Origin of the sequence: uncultured Cetobacterium sp., assembly GCF_947039425.1 — a bacterium.
In the GTDB taxonomy this organism is placed as follows: Bacteria; Fusobacteriota; Fusobacteriia; order Fusobacteriales; family Fusobacteriaceae; genus Cetobacterium_A.
Genome location: NZ_CAMQYW010000152.1, coordinates 1 through 4,635, shown reverse-complemented (window position 1 = coordinate 4,635; position 4,635 = coordinate 1). Strand labels below are relative to the sequence as shown.

Genomic DNA, 4,635 nt, shown 5'->3' with positions numbered 1-4,635 from the left:
ATTTCAAGAAGACATGGTAAAGTTTTAGAAAAAATAGGAGCAAATCAAGTAATATATCCTGAAGAATATATGGGGAAAAGAGCAGCTTTAGCAGCAATGGATCCAAATATGATTGAACATTTTAGATTTTCAAGGGATTTTTTATTAGCAGAGATAAAAGCTCCAGAAGTATTTTGGGCAAAGACCTTAATTGAGTTAGATATTAGAAAAAAATATAATGTAAATATAGTTGGAATAAAAAAAGGGAATAAGAACTTTATACCAAATTTATCACCAGAAACAATAATAGAACAAGGAGATATTTTATTGGTAATTACAGATGCAAAAACAGCAAATGAATTAAAGAATTTATAGAGATAGAAGGGAGCAAAAATGCAAAATTTTGATGTAATTGTAGTTGGTGCAGGACATGCAGGGTGTGAAGCAGCACTAGCTTCAGCAAGAATGGGAGTAAAAACAGCAATATTTACAATATTATTAGATAATATTGGATATATGTCATGTAATCCATCTTTAGGAGGACCTGCAAAATCTCATTTAGTGAAAGAGATAGATGCTTTAGGTGGAGAGATGGGTAGAAATATAGACAAATCATTTATTCAAATAAGAGTATTAAATACAAAGAAAGGTCCAGCAGTAAGATCGTTAAGAGCTCAAGCGGACAAAGTTAACTATAGTAAACAAATGAAAAAAACTCTTGAAAATACAGAAAACTTAGATGTTATTCAAGGAATGGTAACAGACTTAATAATTGAAGACGGAAAAGTTATAGGTGTAAAAATAAAAGAGGGTGTAGAATATAGAGCAAAAGCTGTTGTAATTGCAACAGGAACATTTATGAAAGGTTTAATTCATATTGGAGATAAACAGTTTAAAGGTGGAAGAATGGGAGAGTTATCTTCAGAAGAGTTGCCAGAGTCGTTAAAAGCTGCTGGATTAAACTTAGGAAGATTTAAAACAGGAACACCCCCAAGAATAGATGCAAGAACAATAGATTACTCTAAAGTAGATATTCAACCAGGAGATACTGGAGTATTAAAATTCTCAAGTAGAACAACAGCTGATGAAGTTTTAACAAGAAGACAGATACCTTGTCATATGGTATTTACTAATAAGAACGTTCATAATACAATTATATCTAATAAAGATAAGTCACCACTATTTAATGGAACTATTCAAGGAACTGGACCAAGATATTGTCCATCTATTGAAGATAAAGTTTTTAGATATCCAGATAAAGATAGACATCATCTATTTTTAGAAAAAGAGGGTTATGATACAAATGAAGTATATGTAAGTGGATTCTCTTCATCACTTCCTACAGATGTTCAATATGAAATGTTAAAAGGAATTGAAGGTTTAGAAAATGCTAAAATAATGAGATATGCTTACGCAATAGAATATGATTATATAATTCCAGAAGAGATTAAATATAGTTTAGAAACAAAAAAAGTAGATAATTTATATTTAGCGGGACAAATAAATGGAACATCAGGATATGAAGAAGCAGGGTCTCAAGGATTAATAGCAGGAATAAATGCTGCTAGAAATGTTTTGGGAAAAGAACCAGTTATATTAGATAGAGCAGATTCGTATATAGGAACATTAATTGATGATTTAGTTTCTAAAGGGACTAATGAGCCTTATAGAATGTTTACAGCTAGATCTGAATATAGATTAATTTTAAGAGAAGATAATGCTGATTTAAGACTTAGTGGACTAGGACATGAAATTGGTTTAGTTTCTGATAAAGAGTTTGCAAGAGTACAAAAAAAACAAGCAGATGTGGATAAAATAATAGAACTTTTAGAAAATCAGCATGTTGGAAGTACTAATCCAAGAGTAAATGAAATTTTATTAAAGTCAAATGAGCCTGAAATAAAATCAGGAATAACTCTTATTGAACTTTTAAGAAGACCAGAAGTTACTTATGAAGATATTAAATACATATCTCAATTAATAGAGAAGTTTGATTTAGGAGAGTATGATATTGATACTGAATATCAAGTTGAAGTTCAAGTGAAATATGCTGGGTATATTCAAAAATCTTTAAAAATGATTGAAAAACACAAAGGTTTAGAGACTAAAAAAATACCTGCAGATATGGATTATGACTCATTATCAAATTTACCAAAGGAAGCTATAGATAAATTAAAACAAGTAAGACCGTATAATATAGGTCAAGCTTCAAGAATATCTGGAGTATCTCCAGCTGATATTCAAGTATTATTAATGTATTTAAAGATAAGAGGTAATAATTAATGAGAGAGTATTTATTAAATGGTGTAAAAAAAATAGGTTTAGAGTATACAGATAAAAAAATAGATAATTTAATTAAATATTTTGATTATTTAGTTGAGTATAATAAACATACTAATTTAACAGCAATAAGAGATTTACAAGATGCAATGGAAAAACATTTTTTAGATTCTTTATTACTAGAAAAGTTATTGTTGGAAAAAAAATGTAAAAAAGCTATTGATATTGGAACAGGAGCAGGGTTTCCAGGTATGGTTTTAGCTATATTTAATCCAGATATTCAATTTGTTTTAATGGATTCTGTGGGAAAGAAAACAACATTTTTACAATTAGTAAAAGAGATGTTATCTTTAGATAATGTAACAGTTGTAAATTCAAGAGCAGAAGATTATATCAATGAAGAAAATAGAGAAACTTTTGATATCGGATTATGTAGAGGGGTTAATAAATTAAATGTTATTTTAGAGTATATGATACCTTTTATAAAAGTTAATGGAGTATTTTTAGCACAAAAAATGGTTGGAACAGAAGAGGAAGATCAATCAGAAAATGCACTAAAAATATTAGGATCAAAGATAGTTACAGTTCATAGATATGAATTACCAAATTATAGAGATGAAAGATTAGTTGTAGAAGTATTGAAAGAGAGCTCAACAGATAAAAAATATCCAAGAAGAGCTGGAGTGGCATTAAAAAAACCATTATAATGAAAATTCAGGAGGAAATATGAAAGTTTTTGAAAAATATAAAAAAATAATATTCATATTTCTTCCTATTTTTATTCTTTTAAGTGGAGGATTATTGGTAAAGTATCAACTTCCAAAAATAGTGGAGGTTATATTAAAAGTAGTAGTAGGACCAACAATATCAACTCAAGAGATTAAATTTCCAAAATTTGGAGAGATAGATATAAAGAATTTAACATTATCAAAGGGTAAAAAAGTTATAATTGCTTCACCAAGTGTAAAAATACTATATTCTAAAGAATCTTTAAAAAAATTAAGATTACAAGAAATTATTGTTAATGATCCATGGGTGAATATTCATAGAAAAGGTGAAGATGTTAATATAGTTGATGCTTTTTCAAGTGGAGATTCTTCAGATTCAAAAGATGATAGCAAGGCAGGAGCAGCAGTTCCAATTGATAAAATAGTTGTAAATAATGGAAAATTATTATATGAAGATACAACTTATTCTAGAGAGATAAAAAGAGAGCTTGATAATGTAGAGGGTTATGTAGCTTTTAATAAAAAAACTGGAATTGATCTTAAATTTACTGGAAATAAAGGTAAAGAGAAATATATATATAAGTTTAACAATTCAAAAGAAAAGTTAGATATGGATATTATTTTAGAAAATATTAAAGTAACACCAGAGTTAGTTCAATATGGATATGATGATCCAGATATTTCTCAGGTGACAGGGATATTTAATATGGATTTAAAAATAGCGACAAGCGGTCTATTTGGGAATGCAACTTTATCTAATGGAGATGTTAAATATTTAGGACTTTCAGAAGATGTTAAAAGTATTAATGGTGATATAAAATTTAAAGGTGATTCAATAGATGTAGATTTTGATTATTTTTTAGGGACTAATCCAGGACAATTTAAAGTTAGATATAATGAACAAGATGGGGTTAATGTTGATTTAACCTTAAAAGATTTACCTTTTAAAGTTGCTGAAAAATATAAATTGTTAGGTGACTTAAATCTTCCTTTAGGAAATGTAGATTTTGATAATATTGGTGTTAATTTATTTTATAAGTCAGATCTTGGATTTAATGCAACAGTAAAATATGATGCAAAACCATTTAAACTGTACGGGATTAAATTTAATAATTTAAATGGAAAATTAGTATACAAAGATGGAAAATTAAGCTTAGATGGAAATGATATTAATTTGTTTGTAGAATCACTAGGTTTAGAAAAAAAATTAAATTATCAAGTTAGTCTAGATTTAGAAAAGAAAGATTTGCTTTTTGATGTTAAATCAAACTATTTTAATTTAAATGGAGTTTATGAAAAAGAAAATAAAAAGATTAAATTGTATCAAAATTCTAAAATAGCACTTGAATATGATTTGAAAAAAAATAATTTAGATCAAGTTAATTTAAAAATAGAAAATCTTTTAGAAGATTATAAGCTTAATATTAGAGGTAAGGAAAAAAATAAAGAGATATCTATAAAAAAATTAACTTTAAAAAACTCTAAAAATGAGGAATTATTGTTTATAAAGGGAAAGATAAATAGAGAAAATTTAAAATATAATTTTTATATTAATACAAATAAATTAACAGAAAAAGAACTTTTTAAAGAGTTAAAATTAAAAATAAATCTAAGTTTAAAAGGACAGATAGCTGGAGAAAAAGATAAG

General features: G+C 26.9%; 3 protein-coding genes and 1 pseudogene. All 4 read left to right on the top strand.

All coding sequences use genetic code 11. The annotated features are described in order from the left end of the window. Nucleotides 1-354 (top strand): TrkA family potassium uptake protein (locus tag Q0V09_RS08010; protein WP_297488303.1); only part of this gene is annotated, 354 nt, incomplete at its 5' end. Nucleotides 355-372: 18 nt separating this feature from the next. After that, the gene (gene mnmG, locus Q0V09_RS08005; RefSeq protein WP_297405911.1) at nt 373-2,262 is read left to right on the top strand and encodes a tRNA uridine-5-carboxymethylaminomethyl(34) synthesis enzyme MnmG; all 1,890 of its coding nucleotides are present in this window, start codon (nt 373-375) and stop codon (nt 2,260-2,262) included. Continuing rightward, complete coding sequence (gene rsmG / locus Q0V09_RS08000) at nt 2,262-2,966, top strand: 16S rRNA (guanine(527)-N(7))-methyltransferase RsmG (RefSeq protein WP_297405910.1); 705 nt, start codon at nt 2,262-2,264, stop codon at nt 2,964-2,966. Before mnmG ends, rsmG begins: the two co-directional genes overlap by 1 nt. A gap of 19 nt (nt 2,967-2,985) precedes the next feature. Next, nucleotides 2,986-4,635: pseudogene (locus Q0V09_RS07995) on the top strand (hypothetical protein); the annotation flags it as partial.